Source organism: Kribbella sp. HUAS MG21, from assembly GCF_040254265.1.
Classification (GTDB): domain Bacteria; phylum Actinomycetota; class Actinomycetes; order Propionibacteriales; family Kribbellaceae; genus Kribbella.
Genome location: NZ_CP158165.1, coordinates 2,236,531 through 2,250,597, shown reverse-complemented (window position 1 = coordinate 2,250,597; position 14,067 = coordinate 2,236,531). Strand labels below are relative to the sequence as shown.

General features: G+C 66.7%; 21 protein-coding genes. 11 read left to right on the top strand and 10 right to left on the bottom strand.

All coding sequences use genetic code 11. The features are described 5' to 3' along the window. Window positions 1-99 precede the first annotated feature (99 nt). The 4 genes from ABN611_RS10795 (at window position 100) to ABN611_RS10780 (ending at window position 3,168) form a co-directional block, all read left to right on the top strand. Window positions 100-294 (top strand): hypothetical protein, encoded by a 195-nt coding sequence (locus ABN611_RS10795; protein WP_132149665.1) that lies wholly within the window; start codon window positions 100-102, stop codon window positions 292-294. A gap of 5 nt (window positions 295-299) precedes the next feature. Further along, window positions 300-818 (top strand): DUF6879 family protein, encoded by a 519-nt coding sequence (locus ABN611_RS10790; protein WP_350279684.1) that lies wholly within the window; start codon window positions 300-302, stop codon window positions 816-818. Further along, on the top strand, window positions 799-1,656 hold the full coding sequence (locus ABN611_RS10785) for a helix-turn-helix transcriptional regulator (protein WP_350279683.1): 858 nt from the start codon (window positions 799-801) through the stop codon (window positions 1,654-1,656). The genes ABN611_RS10790 and ABN611_RS10785 overlap by 20 nt, the downstream gene beginning before the upstream one ends. A gap of 477 nt (window positions 1,657-2,133) precedes the next feature. Then, entirely contained in the window at window positions 2,134-3,168 is a 1,035-nt protein-coding gene (locus ABN611_RS10780) for a hypothetical protein (RefSeq protein WP_350279682.1), read from the top strand. A 449-nt stretch (window positions 3,169-3,617) separates the two neighbouring features. On the opposite strand, the gene ABN611_RS10775 is transcribed toward ABN611_RS10780, so the two are convergent. From ABN611_RS10775 to ABN611_RS10750, 6 genes are all read right to left on the bottom strand, one after another. After that, the gene (locus tag ABN611_RS10775; RefSeq protein WP_350279681.1) at window positions 3,618-3,971 is read right to left on the bottom strand and encodes a type II toxin-antitoxin system PemK/MazF family toxin; all 354 of its coding nucleotides are present in this window, start codon (window positions 3,969-3,971) and stop codon (window positions 3,618-3,620) included. Window positions 3,972-3,990: 19 nt separating this feature from the next. Further along, window positions 3,991-4,254 (bottom strand): hypothetical protein, encoded by a 264-nt coding sequence (locus ABN611_RS10770; RefSeq protein ID WP_350279680.1) that lies wholly within the window; start codon window positions 4,252-4,254, stop codon window positions 3,991-3,993. Beyond that, on the bottom strand, window positions 4,232-4,993 hold the full coding sequence (locus tag ABN611_RS10765; protein WP_350279679.1) for a hypothetical protein: 762 nt from the start codon (window positions 4,991-4,993) through the stop codon (window positions 4,232-4,234). The genes ABN611_RS10770 and ABN611_RS10765 overlap by 23 nt, the downstream gene beginning before the upstream one ends. Before the next feature lie 391 nt (window positions 4,994-5,384). Further along, entirely contained in the window at window positions 5,385-6,014 is a 630-nt protein-coding gene (locus tag ABN611_RS10760; RefSeq protein ID WP_350279678.1) for a glyoxalase superfamily protein, read from the bottom strand. Between the two features lie 129 nt (window positions 6,015-6,143). Further along, window positions 6,144-6,623: an SsrA-binding protein SmpB gene (smpB, locus tag ABN611_RS10755; RefSeq protein ID WP_350279677.1), complete on the bottom strand. Its 480-nt coding sequence runs from the start codon at window positions 6,621-6,623 to the stop codon at window positions 6,144-6,146. Next, a complete protein-coding gene (locus tag ABN611_RS10750; protein WP_350279676.1) occupies window positions 6,604-7,275 on the bottom strand; it encodes an SAM-dependent methyltransferase in 672 nt (223 codons plus the stop codon). Before ABN611_RS10750 ends, smpB begins: the two co-directional genes overlap by 20 nt. Before the next feature lie 84 nt (window positions 7,276-7,359). On the opposite strand from ABN611_RS10750, the gene ABN611_RS10745 reads away from it, so the two are divergent. The 3 genes from ABN611_RS10745 to ABN611_RS10735 are packed head-to-tail and all read left to right on the top strand — an operon-like array spanning window position 7,360 to window position 8,366. Beyond that, the gene (locus ABN611_RS10745) at window positions 7,360-7,794 is read left to right on the top strand and encodes a VOC family protein (protein WP_350279675.1); all 435 of its coding nucleotides are present in this window, start codon (window positions 7,360-7,362) and stop codon (window positions 7,792-7,794) included. Between the two features lie 4 nt (window positions 7,795-7,798). Then, a complete protein-coding gene (locus ABN611_RS10740; RefSeq protein ID WP_350279674.1) occupies window positions 7,799-8,149 on the top strand; it encodes a phosphotransferase in 351 nt (116 codons plus the stop codon). After that, window positions 8,139-8,366: a hypothetical protein gene (locus ABN611_RS10735; protein WP_350279673.1), complete on the top strand. Its 228-nt coding sequence runs from the start codon at window positions 8,139-8,141 to the stop codon at window positions 8,364-8,366. The genes ABN611_RS10740 and ABN611_RS10735 overlap by 11 nt, the downstream gene beginning before the upstream one ends. A 5-nt stretch (window positions 8,367-8,371) precedes the next feature. On the opposite strand, the gene ABN611_RS10730 is transcribed toward ABN611_RS10735, so the two are convergent. Continuing rightward, a complete protein-coding gene (locus ABN611_RS10730; protein ID WP_350279672.1) occupies window positions 8,372-8,770 on the bottom strand; it encodes a cytidine deaminase in 399 nt (132 codons plus the stop codon). A gap of 55 nt (window positions 8,771-8,825) precedes the next feature. On the opposite strand from ABN611_RS10730, the gene ABN611_RS10725 reads away from it, so the two are divergent. From ABN611_RS10725 to ABN611_RS10715, 3 genes are read left to right on the top strand one after another with little or no spacing between them, the layout of a single operon-like run. After that, window positions 8,826-9,683, top strand: a complete 858-nt coding sequence (locus tag ABN611_RS10725) for an alpha/beta fold hydrolase (RefSeq protein ID WP_350279671.1) — start codon at window positions 8,826-8,828, stop codon at window positions 9,681-9,683. Window positions 9,684-9,708: 25 nt separating this feature from the next. After that, on the top strand, window positions 9,709-10,137 hold the full coding sequence (locus ABN611_RS10720; RefSeq protein WP_350279670.1) for a hypothetical protein: 429 nt from the start codon (window positions 9,709-9,711) through the stop codon (window positions 10,135-10,137). A gap of 40 nt (window positions 10,138-10,177) precedes the next feature. Next, window positions 10,178-10,654, top strand: coding sequence for a hypothetical protein (locus tag ABN611_RS10715; protein WP_350279669.1), 477 nt, complete (start codon window positions 10,178-10,180; stop codon window positions 10,652-10,654). On the opposite strand, the gene ABN611_RS10710 is transcribed toward ABN611_RS10715, so the two are convergent. Continuing rightward, complete coding sequence (locus tag ABN611_RS10710; RefSeq protein WP_350279668.1) at window positions 10,655-11,593, bottom strand: phosphotransferase; 939 nt, start codon at window positions 11,591-11,593, stop codon at window positions 10,655-10,657. A gap of 20 nt (window positions 11,594-11,613) precedes the next feature. On the opposite strand from ABN611_RS10710, the gene ABN611_RS10705 reads away from it, so the two are divergent. Beyond that, entirely contained in the window at window positions 11,614-12,444 is an 831-nt protein-coding gene (locus ABN611_RS10705) for a DUF72 domain-containing protein (RefSeq protein WP_350279667.1), read from the top strand. Here ABN611_RS10705 and ABN611_RS10700 read toward each other — a convergent pair. Further along, entirely contained in the window at window positions 12,441-12,929 is a 489-nt protein-coding gene (locus ABN611_RS10700) for a methylated-DNA--[protein]-cysteine S-methyltransferase (RefSeq protein ID WP_350279666.1), read from the bottom strand. The two genes, ABN611_RS10705 and ABN611_RS10700, sit on opposite strands and share 4 nt — an antisense overlap. Before the next feature lie 36 nt (window positions 12,930-12,965). After that, window positions 12,966-13,796, bottom strand: coding sequence for a carbon-nitrogen hydrolase family protein (locus ABN611_RS10695; RefSeq protein ID WP_350279665.1), 831 nt, complete (start codon window positions 13,794-13,796; stop codon window positions 12,966-12,968). Window positions 13,797-14,067 lie beyond the last annotated feature (271 nt).

Genomic DNA, 14,067 nt, shown 5'->3' with positions numbered 1-14,067 from the left:
ATTCTGAGCAACTTCACGCAACATCGCTGACAGGCAACAACGCGTAACCCCAGACTCGACAGAGCAAGCTAACGCAACGACGGAAGCAGGGGAATCAACATGAAGCTCACCTTGGTAGCCGGCGACCCGGAGTCTCACCCGACCAACTCGCCCACCCTCTACAAGACCGACCGAGGAAGCTGGGTCGTGCAGGGCTGGGTCGTGGACGACCCGGACGCGCTCGCGACGCTGAACCTCCCGGACGGTGAGACTGCCGTCGAGATCCCGGACCGCATGATCCAGTTCTTCAAGTAGGACCCGTGGAAGAGATCACCAACGACGAGTTCCAAGACCTGCTGAGGACGTTCAAGCGCAGTTCGATTCATCTGGAGACCCGCGACGCGTACGGCACCGAGGTTGAGTTGCCGCACATGGCGAAGTGGGCAGCCGGTGAACCGGACGACCTCGAATGGCTCCAGGACTGGTGCAGTACGGTACGGCGGCATGTGGCTGCCGGACGGACGATCAAGCGCGCCCGGATCGTGTCCGAGCCGCTCAGCGACTATCAGCGCTGGACGCTCACCATCGCCAAGCCGATCGTGGAGGCCGGCGAGGACGAGCGGTTCATCCCGAGGAGACTGGTGTCTGAGCTGTGCTTCCCCGGGAACGACTACTACGTGTTGGATGACGAACGGGTGGTCTTCTTGCACTACTCCGGCGCAGGACTGAACAACGCTCTGACGACCACCACGAACCCGGCCACTGTCGAAATGTGTCGCAAGGCGTTCGAGCAGGTCTGGCCGTTGGCGATTCCGTTCGGTGAGTACAAACCCGAATAGCGCAGCTCGGAAGGTCCAAGAAGCCCTTGGGCTACGCCTTCGGAACCTGCGCAAAGATGCTGGTCTGACCGGTCGTGAGCTAGCAGCCGCGACCGGTTGGCATTTCACGCGCATCAGCAAGCTCGAACACGGTACCCAAGCCCCCACCGACCAGGACATCCGCACGTGGTGCCAGGTGTGCGGCGCTGACGACCAGGCGGCGGACCTGATCGCACAGGCTCGGGCGATCGAGTCGATGTACGTCGAGTTCCGTCGGCGCGCACGCTCCGGCGTGAAGCAACTTATGCTCGCGTTCCAGCAGACCTACGAGCGCGCCGAGCAGTTCAGGATCTACGAGCACAGCGTGATCCCCGGACTGTTCCAGACCGCCGACTACATCCGAGCGATGCTCTCGTTCTGGGCACGCTTCCTCAACACCGACAGCGATGTAGACGACGCTGTCGCGGCTCGGCTGCAACGTCAGTCGATCATCTACGAGAGCAAGCGGCGGTTCGCCGTCGTCCTGGAGGAGAACGCCCTTCGCACGTGGTTCGGGAACGCCGAGACCATGGCCGGCCAGCTCGACCGCCTGCTCACCGTGATGACCCTGCCCAACGTCGCCCTCGGAATCGTGCCGTCGATGATCGAGCGCGAGGCGGTCAGCACAACCGGGTTCTGGATCTTCGATGACAAGCTCGTCGCCTTAGAGACCCCCTCGGCCAGCATCGAGGTCACCCAGCCCCAGGAGATCGCGCTCTACGCGAGCATGTTCGACATGTTGCGGCGCTCCGCCCTGTACGGACCGGAAGCACGCGCGCTCATCGTCCGCGTGCAAGGCGAGCTGGCCCGAAGCAACTAGCCGCAACTATCTATGCCTGGCATCTCGCACGTTCTTAGCGTTGAGGTATGACAGCGGGAACAGCTCAGCCCCTCGCGGTGGAATGGGGCGGTGAACCGAGCGAACCGAAGCCGAGTGGGCTCGGTTGGCCGACCATGCGACCAGCCGAACGTTGCGACGGCGAGAACCCGATGACAGGCCACGCCTGTATCAAGGGCTACCACAAGGGCTACCACCGCGACGCGAGCGGAGCCGAGTGGCTAGATGACTAAGCCACGCAACGCCGCGACCGGCAGTTCTGTAGCTAGGCACTGCGAGCTTGGGCATCGAGCTGCGCAACAGCGTCTCGCCTGATCGCTGCGATCCGCACTACGTCAGCTACGAGTTCCCTGGTGCGTCGAGGCGTAGCTGAGCCGCGGTCGAACCAGTAGCTGGCGGGCCGGGGGCGCCGCTTCTGCGCCTGCGGAAACTCATGGCACCGGATGGCAGTATGACCGCGTGACTGAGGAAACGAAGAAGTGGACGCCTTCCTGGAGGCGCAGGGGAACAGAGGAAGACGCTGCCATCCGTCGAGGGGAGCAGACCCTAATTGGATCGGCGTCGACGTGGATGCAGGAGGCACTTCTCGCCTGGTCCGAGAACGACTTCAAGAAGGTCTCGGCGGTCGCCCCGCTCGGCGTCGAACATCTCGGCAAGGCGCTGCTTTGGCGAACCGCGCCGACCTTGCTTGTTCCATTGAGCCGAGACGCGGAACCAGCTCTGTTCACGCTCGCGACCAAACCCGACCTTGACGATCCGCGTCTCAAGACCATTGGTCTCTCCGGTGTTCTTGAGCGACTCATTCAACTTCTCCCAGAATTTCCGATCGACGTAAAAGAAAGGAAGCGGATCGTTGGCGTCCGCAACGGTGCAATTCACGTTGGCAGCTCCAGCACCTCCCGAAATGTCTTACTGGACTGTCTCGCGGTCTGCCGCACCCTCCTGGAGCACCTGGAGTATGATCTCGAAACGTTCTACGGGGCGCACCTAGGAAGCGCACGAGGCTTGATGGAGGAGAAGCGCACCGAGGTCGGGGATCTGGTCGCCGCAAAGCGCGCGAAGGCAGCCCGCGACTTGACCGCGCTCGAAGAACGGATGGGGGGCCGTTTCGACGAATGGGCCGACGACAAAGAGCTTGAAGCAGAGGAGTTGTCGCCGAGCGACTTCGGCGTGGATCTATGGGGGAAAGAGCAGGAGTGCCCCCAGTGCTCTCGCCGAGGCCGCCTGTTCGGCCGTGTCGAGGTTGACCCGCAGATCGAAGAACAACCACCTGTCGATGATGCAACGCCAGCCGAGGCGTATCTCGCTGGCTGGACCATCGAGCTCTACCCAGAAGCTTTCCAATGCTGCGTGTGTGAGCTCAGCCTGCATGGCCGGGATGAGCTTGCCGAAGCACGTCTGCCATCTGGGCGGCAGGAGATTGTCGCGGATGATCTCGGCCAAGACTTCGACCCTGCTGCTTACGCCGACCACCGCTACTCACGGTGGGACTGAGTGGGGCCGCCCGCCCCGGCATACACCGGTCGACGCAGAGCTGGCATGACCGCGGCTTCGCTGTCGCAGATCACCTGGCGGACGAGTATCGCGCATCACTCAACAGCGAACACACGCCCAAGTCTCCGCCTGCCGGATTGACCTCTTAAGAATCAAGGGCGCGCCTTCGGCGCGCCTCCCGCGCGGGGTGGGCGAGCCCATGCGGCCTGCCGGCCGAACCTCGCCCACCCCGCGCGGAGACGGCCAAGATTCCCTGATTTCAAAGCGCCGGCAACGTCCGAGTCTGGCGTCCGACTGCGGGTAGCCCGTCCTCCTGCCGCCCGATCGTACGGCCAACACGGCACGCGTCAAGAGCGCTACGCGTCCCTACGGGATCGGCAAGCCGACTCTTGACCCGCACCGCGCTGACCTGGTTTGGCAGCTATCAGGAGGACGGGGCAGGAGTGGAGTCAGAACATAGCCTCGATCTCAAGCAGAATCAGCGACATCTCTGACGAGGTGATGCGTCCTGGACAGTAGTGTTGGTCGATGATTTTCGGATCGACACCCCAGACTCTGCGAGCTCTGGCCCAAGACTTCTTGGTGAGACCGCACGCCTTCCAGTCAAGCTCAATGTCCCCGTTCAAGGGCTTCGCCTGACCATCGAACGACGTAATTGGGACCGTCAGAACGACAGCGTCCTCGCCAGGCCCAAATTTAGACCAGCCGAGTACTACGACTGGTCTAAATTTCGCCTGGCTTGGTTGGTCGTTGAACGGAACCCAGGTTCGGCGAACCTCACCCTTTTGCAGTTTGAGCGCCACGCTACTTCTCCCAGGCTGGCTAGTCGTCCCAGCGCTCGTCCATCGACCGCTCGATGTCTCCGGCAAGGTCGGGGTCTCCGCCCCCATATGAGGTCTCGTCTACGTCGATCTCCACTGAGTCGACCTCGCCGCGGGCGTACCTGTCTCGCAGACTCGTCAAAGATAGGACCACGCCAGTTGGCTCTGGCATCGTCCTGTCGCGCAGCGGCGATCTGACGGCAACCCATCCCTCATCGGATACGGCTTCGACCTTGCTCCCGTTACTGAGCTTCAGCGAACTCACTCTGTCCCCCCTCGTCAAATGTCGGCCTCAGTGCGTCGACCAGCGCTCCGGCCTGTTCATCCGCCTGCTCTATGGCTGACAGTACCTCCGCTGAATTCGCCACAGCTCCACCCAACTGTCGAGTCATTCGAACGTCTACCAGTAACGATACGTCCGGGAGACCCTCACGAGGCTGCTGCGCGGAAGGTCGCCGGTCGATACCAGCTTCCCCCCTGATTCGACCGCGATCAGGCTCCGCAATCCGGTCAGCCAACTCGCGCGCCGAAACGACACCCCATTCAACCTGCCCTTTCCAATCCAGTGACTGGAAGTCCATCAACGCAGACGCGTCTGTCGGTCGTAGGCCGGCGGGTGTCGCACCTGCGGCAGCTAGCCGTGCGCCAAATCGCGCCCTTGCCTCGTTGTAGCTCTGCCCTTGGAGTGCGCTGGTCCACACCGAGTTCACGAGATCGATCACGGCACCGTTTGGTTCCATGACTTCAAAGACGCCGTCGATCGCTCGGGCTAAGGCGTCGATCGGCAGATCTGGCTCGGCGGTGGAGACGATCATGCTGTTGCGGTCCACACGGACTCTAAGCAGTGGAGACAGCATCGCAATACCGATTTGCTCGGGATTCTCGACAAACGCAACCGGCTCCACGTGCTGCTCGTACCAGTCGAGGAGCTGCAACCGACGGCGAGTGAACGTCATGATGGGCGTCCACCGGTACCGATACACCGCGGTCCACTTCTGTGCCATGCAGCGAGGGTAGCGCGGCGGCAGCTCGATCGGCAGAGCATTGTAGTCGTTCGGAGGTACATCACACACAGTACAACTCGACGGTGTGTTGTCGCCGGATGGTTACCCTCCGTATTTCGGAAGTGATATCGACGACGAGACAGCCCACGACAGCTTGGCGGGTCACTAGATCCCGTCCAGGTACCGGGTGACCCCAGCCCGACCCCAACGACCGCTCACGGCAAGCACGTTCCTGCCACTCCCGCCGTAGTAGCCTCGGGCCCAGTGCTCTGGGCCGAACGGACGTGCAGGCTCCTACGGATCAGAAGGTTGGGGGTTCGAATCCCTCCGAGCGCGCTTCGTGAACTGAGAAATGCCCAGGTCGCTGACCTGGGCATTTGTCGTGCGGGTCTCAGCCGGAGAAGGCGATCGCGTTGCCGTCCGGGTCGCGGACGATGAAGTCGGTGCCGCCCCACGCTTGTTTGGTCAGCTTCTGCACGATCTCGGCGTCAGCGGCCAGGTATTCCGCGTAGAGCTCGCGTACGTTCGGCGTGTCGACGAACGCCATGATGAGCCCTTCGCGTTCCGCGGCGCCGGCCGCGAACACCGGCTCGTCCACGAGCTTCAGGTGCAAGGTCGCGCCGTCGCGCGACACCGATCCGTAGAACGGCGGGCTGCCGTGCAGGAAGTCGATCCGGAAGCCGAGCCGGTCACGGTAGAACGTGGCCGCGGCGTCGACGTCGGCGACGTACAGCACCGGTTTGGCGCTCGCGACCGCCGTGTCCTGGGTCTCCGGCTCCTGGCCGGTGGGCGGGGCCGCTTCCGTTCTCGCTTTGAGTTCGGCCCAGTCGGCGCAGCCCGCTTCGAGGGCGATGATCTCCTGGGCTTCGGTGAGCGGGAACTTCAGCGCGAGTGCTTCGCGGTCGGACAACGTGCGATAGCGCTCGAGTTGCCGGATGCGACCACCGATCGAGAAGTTTCCCTCGCGGTGCCAGCGAACGAGCAGTTTCGCCTGCTTCTTGTACGTTTCGAGCTTGGGCATGGCGCTCCCTCTTCGGTCGTGAAGTAGGTGGGCCTTGCCCTTTCGGCGTGTGTGCCGCTGCGCCCTACGACCGGGTTCGAACCCGCGCCTGCGAGGCCGAGATTACCACAGCGCATCGGCGCACCTTGGTCAAGCCGGGCGGCCCTTGAGGTGGCGGTTGAGGGCGCGTTCGGTCTCCCGGATCGCCTCGCGTTCGGCGAGGGCTTGGCGTTTGTCCCAGGTCTTCTTGCCGCGGGCGAGGGCGATCTCGACCTTCGCGCGGCCGTCCTTGAAGTAGAGCGTCAGCGGGACGATCGTCAGGCCGCCCTCGTTGACCTTGCGTTCGATCTTGTCGATCTGCGCGCGGTGCAGCAGCAGCTTCCGCTTGCGGCGGGAGCCGTCGTTGAACCAGCGCGCCTGGGAGTACTGCGGGATGTGTACGCCGTGCAGCCAGATCTCCCGGTCCTCGACCATGGCGAACCCGCCGACCAGCGACGCCCGCCCGGCCCGCAGCGCTTTGACCTCCAGCCCCTGCAGCACGATCCCCGCCTCCCAGGTCTCGCCCAGGTGGTAGTCGTGCGCGGCCTTCCGGTTCCGCGCGACGACGGGCTCAGCCTGTGACTTCTTCACGTGACGATTCTGCCTTCCGGCGGGCGACGACGCGGGTGAGGCCGAGGGTTCGGCCGCCGTCCGCGTGGAGCATCCGGGCCTCCTCCCGGCCGGGCATGCCGTTGGCGAGGTCGCAGGCTTCGTTCCACTGCAGCCAGTCCTGCCAACTGTGCGGGAGGCGGTCCGCGTGCTCGACCGTGACCAGACCGGTCTTCTCCCAGTGGCGCCGCCACCACGCAGCGCTGTGCCAGGCGCAGAAGTCCCACTTCCAGTAGGACTCGAGGTGCGGTGGCGGCAGCTCCTCGTACTCCTCGGTGGGCCCCGGCTGGACGATTCCGAGCTGACCGCCCGGCTTCACGAAGTTCGCGCAGTACCCGAGGTACAGGTCGTCGGTGCCGAAGTAGTGATACGCGCCGATGCTGTCGAAGGCATCGAAGAAGCCTCCGGCGTACGGGAGCGCGTGCGCCTCCGCGAAGACGGGATGCACCCGGTCCTCCAGGCCCGCCTCGGCGATGCGGACGAGGTTCTCGTCCGGCTCGAAATCGGCCAGGGCCTCGGCCTGCCACAGCGGGTTCGGGCCCATCGCCGCGTCGACCAGCCACCGGGCCGAGTACCCGGCGGACCGCGGATAGCGATCGTTCCTCAGCCGTACTGCGAGCTCGTCGTCGTCCACGCCGCCCGAGTCTGCTCGCGCACCACCCGCCGGGCAACCGAAATTGGTGGGCACGGCGGGGGTTTTCGGTTCTATGGTGGTGCGATGGCGTCGGTCAGGCAGTTCCAGGTCACCTTCGACTGTGCGGATCCGGAGCGGGTGGCGCGCTTCTGGTGCGACGTTCTCGGGTACGTCGTACCGCCGCCGCCCGAAGGTTTCGCGTCGTGGGACGAGTTCAACCGCGCGCTGCCGGAGGAGCGGCAGGGGTCGGCGTTCGCGTGCATCGACCCGACGGGTGTGGGGCCACGGCTGTTCTTCCAGCGCGTCCCGGAAGGCAAAGTCGTCAAGAACCGCGTCCACCTCGACGTACGCGTCGGCACCGGACTGGTCGGCGACGAGCGTCTCGCCGTACTCGAGCAGGAATGCGAACGCCTGGTCGCGCTCGGCGCCGTCCGCCAGCGCGTACTCGTCGCGGACGGCTTCAACGAATCCTGCATCGTGATGCAGGACGTCGAGGGCAACGAGTTCTGCCTCGACTGACGGTGTGGCGGACGAAGAGGTTCTGACCGGCGGGAACGTCGCGGATCGGGTCGTCCGGATCGGTACGACGGTCCGCAAACCCGCGCTCGCCCAGACCGCCGGGGTCGAGGCGGTGCTGACCCACCTGGCCGACCGCGGCTTCGAGGGCGCTCCTCGGACGCTGGGGCGCGACCAGCAAGGGCGTCATGTGCTCGAGTACATCCCTGGGACGCTTGCCGCCACGCCGTTCTCCGTGGACGAACTGCGCCGGCTGGGTCGTCTGATCCGCCGGCTGCATGACGCGATGGAGAGTTTCCGACCGCCGGCCGATGCTGCTTGGCATCCGGTGGTCCCCGCGGTTGCGGGTGTTCGCTGACGGCTATGGGCTCGACCGGGAGCAGCGGCGGGTCTTTCCGGCGCAGGTTGCGGCCCGGACCCGCGGGTCGTACGAACTGCTGCTGCGCGGGCATCAGACCGGCGAACAGCCCTGGGCCCGGCTCTATGCCGAAGGGCACGCCGACTTCTGGGGGCCGGCGGCCGACTACGTGGCAGCCCACCACGACGCCTGGCTCGAAGCCCTCGTGTCGGACTGACGGTGTCAATCCAGAGGGGACGAGTCGGTTTCGGGTAGCAGGTCGCGGAGCGGCGTCGTGCGGCGGCGGCCGAGGACCACTTCGGTGTCGACGTTCGCCGGATCGATCGGGTGGATGAACTCGCGGCACCGGCCGCACGGCGGCAGCACATGCACCGGGCCTCGGTTCTCGTCACGCCAAACGGCGACGATCTTGGCGATCTTGTACTCGCGCGCCGTCACCATCGCCGCGATCGCCGCATGCTCGGCACAGAATCCCGTACCGGACGCGGTGTCGATGCACACCCCGACGTACACGTTCCCGGCGTCGGTGACCAGCGCCGAAGCCACGTCGCCGAACAGCCGATCACCGACCCGATGCGGGTGCAGCACGGCCACGGCCGCGTCGATCAGCTCGTCGTTCATTCGACGAACCTAACGTCGGCGGCCGCGGTGGCGCCTGCGGATTACTGTGGCGAAGGTGGTGATCAACGGGGTTCGGCACTGGGTGCGGGTCGTGGGGGAGCTGCGGAGCGGGACACCGCTGGTTGTGGTGCATGGCGGGCCTGGGGGTTTCGTCTACGACTTCGAGCGGTTGACCGGTCCGCTGCTGGAACGGCTCGGCCCGGTTGTGTACTACGAGCAGCGCGGCTGCGGCCGGAGCGATCGGCCGGACGACGGGCGGTACGACGTACCGCTGCTGGTCGACGATCTGGAGCAGTTGCGCCGGGGGCTCGAGGTGCCGCGGATGGTGCTGCTCGGGATCTCGTTCGGAGGGGAGCTGGCGGCTGAGTACACGGTCGCGTACCCGGAGCGGGTCGAGAAACTGATCCTGCAGGGCACCGGCCTCGCCGGACCGCTGACGCCGTCACCGTGGGCGGCCGGGTTCGAGGCGGTTGCCGCGAGCGACGAACTGCGTACGGCGATCCGCGCTGCGGCGGCGGGCGGCGGGCCGAGCGCGGTCTGGGAGGTCGTCGATCGTGAGACCACGGATCGCTTCCTCTTCCACCAGCCGGAGGTGGGCCGGCGGATCCGCGAACTCTGGGAGGAGAGCGGCCTCGTCAACACCGGCGAACTGGCAGCCGCCCTCGCCAAACAACGACCCCGCCCGGCCCCACTCGCCGACGAGCTGGCCGCACTCGACCTACCGGTCCTGGTCCTCGTAGGCCTCTGGGACCGCAACGCCGGCGTAGACCCCTGCCGCGACCTGACCACCCGCCTCCCGAACGCCCGACTCCACGTCTTCCACCACAGCGCCCACTTCCCCCACGCCGAGGAACCCGAGGAGTACGCCGCCGAGGTCGCCGCCTTCCTCGCCGGCGAACCCGCCCCGGGCTGACCGGCGGGCCGGGGAGAATCAGCGCGTGGCGGTCTATGTGAGGTTTCAGAGTGCGGTGCCGGACCGGCGGGGGCGGCGGATCGGGGTGTTCGGGCTGGTGAACATGCTCGGGCATCGGGGGTATTTGAGCGCCGACGAGGAGGAGTTCCGGCGTACGACGAATGCCTGGTACGACGCGGCGTACACGAACCCGTCGACGCTGGACCCGACCGTGTACGACGACAACCCGCTCGCGGCCGCGTGGTTCAAGCCGACGGCGGCGCACCTGCTGGAGCCGATCGGCGGATACCTGAAGATCCTCGCGGCGCACAACGTCCCGTGCGAGCGCTACGCGTCGGCCGCGCCGGGGCGGGTGCTGTACGAGGACCAGCACCAGGTGGTCGTCGTACCTGACGAGCCCGCGGACCTCGGGAGCGTCACCGCCATGCTCTGGCTCCGGCCCAAGCAAGCCTGAGTGCTGGGGAGCCGCCGAGTCGTGGCAGTTGGCTCCGGCCGTGTTCGCCGAGTCGTGGAGCCTGGTCGTCCCGGACGAGCCGTTCGCCACGACTCGACGGGGCGTACGGCACCTGGCCGGGGGATCACTTAACGTGATGGGTATGGCGTTTGCTGCGAAGGGGAGCAAGGGGGAGTCGTTCCTTGCTGTGGTGGTCGGTGGCGGGGCGGCGTTCGGGCTGGTGGTGATCACCTCGCGGGCGTGGAAGGCCTGTCAGGTGGACATCGCCGGCAGTGTGCCGAACGGGTTGACGCTGTTGTTCCTCGGGCTGCCGATCGCGCTGATCGTCAACCTGGTGCTGTTCAACATCGTTTTCCGGTACGCCGGGAAAGCGTTCTTGTTCTCCTTGGTCGCGGCGCTCATCGCGATCGCGATCGCCGACCTCGCGCTGTTCTCCTGGCAGGGCACCCCGGCCGCCTCCCCCGGGATCTGCCCCGGCAACGTCCCGCCCTGGTGGCCCGAATGGATCCCCACCTGATCACAGCAGCCGCAGCAACGCGGCGGCCCGCTCCGGATCGCCGATTTCCGCGGCCGCCGGAAACAACCGTCCCCACGAGCCGGCCCGCGTCAGCTGACTGAGCCGCCGCGCAAGCTCCGCGGCACGCCGCAACTCCCGCAACGTATGACCGCCCGTCCACACCTCCAGATAAGCGTCCTCCAACCGGGCAACGACCGACGCACCATGCAACTCGGCCGCCCGATCGGCAGCGACCAGCAGGCTGCAGAACGGATGCCCGACGTTCGCGTCACCCCAGTCGAAGAACGTGTACCGCCCACCGGTCACCAGGACCTGCCCGTCGTGCAGATCCGCATGATCCAGCGAATCCGGTACGCCGACCGCACCCAACTCCGAGCACCACTCGACCAACCGCGGCCGAAGCGCCAGCAACCGCCCACGATCCGCGGCATCGAGCGTCCGATTCTCCGCAACCGCCGCGTCGAACAACTCCGGCAACGCCGCCACCCGAGCATCCGGTACGCCGAGACGCAGCATCTCCTCCACCCGCGGTACGAGGGCAAGCTGGAACTCGGCGTACTGCGTCAACGCCGACTCCCACTCACGCGGCCCCGGCGACAAGCTCCGCCACACCGGACCGCCAGACGGCAGCAGCGACCAGCCGCGCGCAGCGTCGACGGCATACGGCTCGAGCACCCGTGAAGGCACCCAACGCGACAGCGCCGCGTTCAGCCCGGCCTCGAAGGCTGACCCGGGCGAGGCCGCCTTGAACCACACCGGACTCGCCGCCTCGACCCGCACGATGATCGACCACGGCCGGACCCGGACCCGCCGCGGCCCGGTCTCGCGGATGCCGAGCCGCGCCAGCTCCGCATCGAGCCAGCACAGCGCCTCGGTACGCCAGGCCGGATCGTCCCAGGGCGTCCGCGCCTCCGGATACGCACCGCGATCGGTTTCCATGGCGGGACCATAATCGAGGGATGACACGCTGGCAGCCCACGCCGTACCGGGTCGGGATCTCGGGCTGGCGCTACCCGCCGTGGCGCAAGGTCTACTACCCCGAGGGCCTCCCGCAGCGCGCCGAGCTCGAGTACGCGTCGGCCCGGCTGAACTCGATCGAGCTGAACGGCTCGTTCTACTCGCTGCAGCGGCCGACGTCGTACCAGCGCTGGTACGACGAGACGCCCGACGGTTTCCTCTTCGCGGTCAAGGGCCCGCGCTTCGTCACGCACCTCAAGCGCCTGGCCGACGTCGACGCCCCACTGGCGAACTTCTTCGCCTCCGGAGTGCTTGCGCTGGGCAACAAGCTCGGCCCCGTGCTGTGGCAACTACCGCCGAACTTCCAGTACGACGCCGACCGTTGCGCGCAGTTCTTCGATCAGTTGCCCCGGGCAACAGTCGAGGCGGCCGAGGTCGCCAAGCGCCACGACGAACGGATGGAGGGCCGCGCGCTGCTCGAGGCGACGGTCGACCAGCCGTTGCGGTACGCGCTCGAAGTACGGCACGACAGCTTCAAGACCAAGCATTTCCTCGAGCTCGCGCGGGCCCACGACATCGCGGTGGTCTGCGCGGACACGGCCGGAAAGTGGCCGATGTTCAACGAGGTCACCGCCGACTTCGCGTACGTCCGGCTGCATGGCGCCGAGGAGCTCTACGTGAGCGGGTACGACGACAAGTCCCTCGCCCGCTGGGCCCGCAAGATCCGCGGCTGGAAATGCGACACCTACGTGTACTTCGACAACGACGCCAAGGTCCACGCGCCGTTCGACGCCGAGAACCTCTCCCGCCGCCTCGGCATCAAGGCCGACTAGAACAGCCGCGCACCCACCGGCTCCTCCAGGTCGAGGAGGAACTGCTTGCGCTCCAACCCGCCCGCGTAGCCGGTGAGCGAACCGTTCTTCCCGATCACCCGGTGGCACGGGACGACGATCGACAGCGGGTTCTGCCCGACCGCCTTCCCGACCGCCTGGGCCGAGGCGCCGAGCCGCGTCGCAATGTCGCCGTACGTCGTCGTCCCGCCGTACGGGATCTCCTCGAGCACGGCCCATACCCGCCGCTGGAACGCGTCGCCCTCCGGTCGGGTCGGTACGTCGAAGGAGCGCCGCGCGCCGGCGAAGTACTCCTCCAACTGCCCGACGACGACCGCGACGAGCGGGTCGGACTCGACCCGCTCGCCCAAGGTCTCCGCGGACGGCTTCACCCAGTGATGCGGAAAGTAGACGCCGACCAGCGCGCCCTCCGACACCACCACCGTGAGTTCCCCGATCCGGGTGCTGACCACCGCATGCCTGTTCATACAAGTGGAACGCGCCGGCGACCGACCCTGTGAGTCCTACGACCCGATGCGTTCCCGGGTGCGGCGCCGGAAGTCGCGGCCGATCGTGACCAGTTCCTCGGAGCGGAGCTCGGCCACCGCGACGGATGGCGTGCCGTCCGCATCGCACTGCGCCAGCCACTGGCCGCGCGGATCGCTGACCCCGGACGGCAGGCCGGTGTCCGGGCTGGCTGTTGCCGCGAGGCTGACCCAGCACGTGTTGTTCGCGGCCGCACCGCGGACCTGCACGCCGATGTGGTCGTTGCGCCCGGTGGTGCTGGCGTACGACGCCAGTACGACGTCCACTCCCAGTCGGTCGTACTCCGTGAACAGTTCCGGGAACAGCAGGTCCAGCCCGAGCGCGAGCCCGAAGCGGACGCCGTCCACCTCGAACGTCACCGGCTCACTTCCGGCCGAGTACATCCAGGTGACCTTGGTGGTCGACAGCGCGCGTTCGTCGTACCTCGCGACCACCTTGCCCTGGTCGGAGACGACGTACGTGCTGTTGTGCGGCCGGGCGTCCGGCACCTGGTGGACGGACGGGATCACGGTCCAGACGCCGAGCTCCCGGGAGAGCGCGGAGATCTGGTCGAGCTCGTGCTGCAGGGCGGGCCAGTCGGCCTTGGTCCAGTCGGACGGGCCGATCTCGTCCGGGCCGAGTGACGACATCACCCGCTTGCCCGGGAAGCAGATCGCTCCCTCGCTGAAGTGCACCAGGCGGGCGCCCGCGGCGGCGGCCTCGCGCAGCAGGCGGCGGACCTCGTCGCCGCTCTGCCGGAGCAGGGTGGCGTCGGTGGGGTCTTCGCGGACGGTCGACTGGGTCACGGCGATTCGGATGGATTCCGGCATGTCTGGTTCTCCTCGAGGAGTCGGACGGAAGTGCCGGAGGGCAGTCGTGTAGGACTCGCCGGTTTTCGCGGCGCGGGCGCGGACCCGTTGCTTGAAGTTCCTGTGCGCTGTCATCTGGCCTTCCACGCACTCGCACGCGATCCCCCAGCGATCCCGTCCGAGGCGGCTGACCAGGACGAGCGACCCGAGACAGGAAGTCCCTTTGCCTTCTCAACTGTGACCGCGCTGGGGCCGGTCGCCGAAGGTGTGGCGCGGGCCGCGCCGGACCCAC

Excerpts from the sequence above, each read along its gene's own strand:
- ABN611_RS10710 (WP_350279668.1), bottom strand. The coding sequence starts at position 11,593 with ATGGAAACCGATCGCGGTGCGTATCCGGAGGCGCGGACGCCCTGGGAC.
- ABN611_RS10760 (WP_350279678.1), bottom strand. The coding sequence starts at position 6,014 with ATGCCCAAGCTCGAAACGTACAAGAAGCAGGCGAAACTGCTCGTTCGC.
- ABN611_RS10700 (WP_350279666.1), bottom strand. The coding sequence starts at position 12,929 with ATGAACAGGCATGCGGTGGTCAGCACCCGGATCGGGGAACTCACGGTG.
- ABN611_RS10765 (WP_350279679.1), bottom strand. The coding sequence starts at position 4,993 with ATGGCACAGAAGTGGACCGCGGTGTATCGGTACCGGTGGACGCCCATC.
- ABN611_RS10730 (WP_350279672.1), bottom strand. The coding sequence starts at position 8,770 with ATGAACGACGAGCTGATCGACGCGGCCGTGGCCGTGCTGCACCCGCAT.
- ABN611_RS10795 (WP_132149665.1), top strand. The coding sequence starts at position 100 with ATGAAGCTCACCTTGGTAGCCGGCGACCCGGAGTCTCACCCGACCAAC.
- ABN611_RS10745 (WP_350279675.1), top strand. The coding sequence starts at position 7,360 with ATGGCGTCGGTCAGGCAGTTCCAGGTCACCTTCGACTGTGCGGATCCG.
- ABN611_RS10695 (WP_350279665.1), bottom strand. The coding sequence starts at position 13,796 with ATGCCGGAATCCATCCGAATCGCCGTGACCCAGTCGACCGTCCGCGAA.
- ABN611_RS10705 (WP_350279667.1), top strand. The coding sequence starts at position 11,614 with ATGACACGCTGGCAGCCCACGCCGTACCGGGTCGGGATCTCGGGCTGG.